This window comes from Aquimarina megaterium XH134, from assembly GCF_000520975.1.
GTDB classification, from domain to species: domain Bacteria; phylum Bacteroidota; class Bacteroidia; order Flavobacteriales; family Flavobacteriaceae; genus Aquimarina; species Aquimarina megaterium.
Map to the genome: position 1 here is coordinate 1 of NZ_JACB01000124.1, position 1,060 is coordinate 1,060.

At 40.4% G+C, this 1,060-nt stretch carries 1 protein-coding gene; it reads right to left on the bottom strand.

Annotation, left to right across the window (positions count from 1 at the left end; translation table 11 throughout):
* On the bottom strand, positions 1-1,005 hold a 1,005-nt coding region (locus Z053_RS32045), incomplete at its 3' end, for a lytic polysaccharide monooxygenase auxiliary activity family 9 protein (protein WP_174412109.1).
* Between the last annotated feature and the right edge of the window lie 55 nt (positions 1,006-1,060).

Genomic DNA, 1,060 nt, shown 5'->3' on the forward strand with positions numbered 1-1,060 from the left:
TACTTCCTGATCTTTACTATAAGAAGTTCCTGCTACATATTGTGGTATTCCTGCACAGTCTCCTCCTCCGGTATCAGGAAGTGTAGTTGCAGTTGTGGTATTACTAAAACCAGATTGATTATTTGCAGCATCCTTCGCTTTTATTCTAAAAGAATAAGAAGTGTTTGCTGTTAATCCAGTTACTTGATGAGAAGTACCAGTTACGGTAGCAACAATAGTATTTCCTTGGTATATATCATATCCCGTTACAGCTACATTATCGGTAGCAGCATTCCAGGCAAGATCTACTGTAGTTTGTGTAGCATTTGATGCCCCTAGACCAGTAGGAACAGAAGGTGCCTGTGTATCGGTACCTCCTCCATCAAAATTGATATCACTAGTCGAATAAAATGCCTCTGGACTGTCTGATCTTTGCCAAATACTATAAATAACATGTTTACCCGTCCTAACAGGAAGTGTTACCGGAATATTAACAATCCTTTCTGCTGCACTTGGAGGTGTTCGTACTAAAAGTTCAAGACTATCCCATGTTAATGGCTGGTCGGGTGTCCAGCTTGCTTTGGTTATATAAACTTCATAATAAGCAGTCGCATGAGGAGCGTGATTTGTCCAAGTTACTGTAAATGGGCCCGGAGAAACTTTTGTCGACACCCAATCGGATCTAACTTGATCCATGCCTCCGTATTTTTCAGGCCTGCCACCGCTAGCCAGATTACCATCCATCACATATTGCTGATGATTACCATTAGCATTCGCCTGGTTAATTTCACTCCAATCATATAATGGCTGCGTGCCATGAGAAGCTACTGCTGCAACACAAGCCGCAGAATCTGGACTTTCAGGGTCTTCCTGAAAACAATTCCAAACACGACTTGGTGGGTATGTTACTGTGCCATGGGGGAAAACAGATAGAATTACTGTTAGAAATAGGGTCGTACAAATTAACTGTCGCCATGAACAATTAATTCTAATAAAATTTACTGAGTTTGTGTGTGTTTTAAACATGGTTTTACTATTTAAGTGTTATATCGAAATATACAAGCACTCGAATTGACGAATT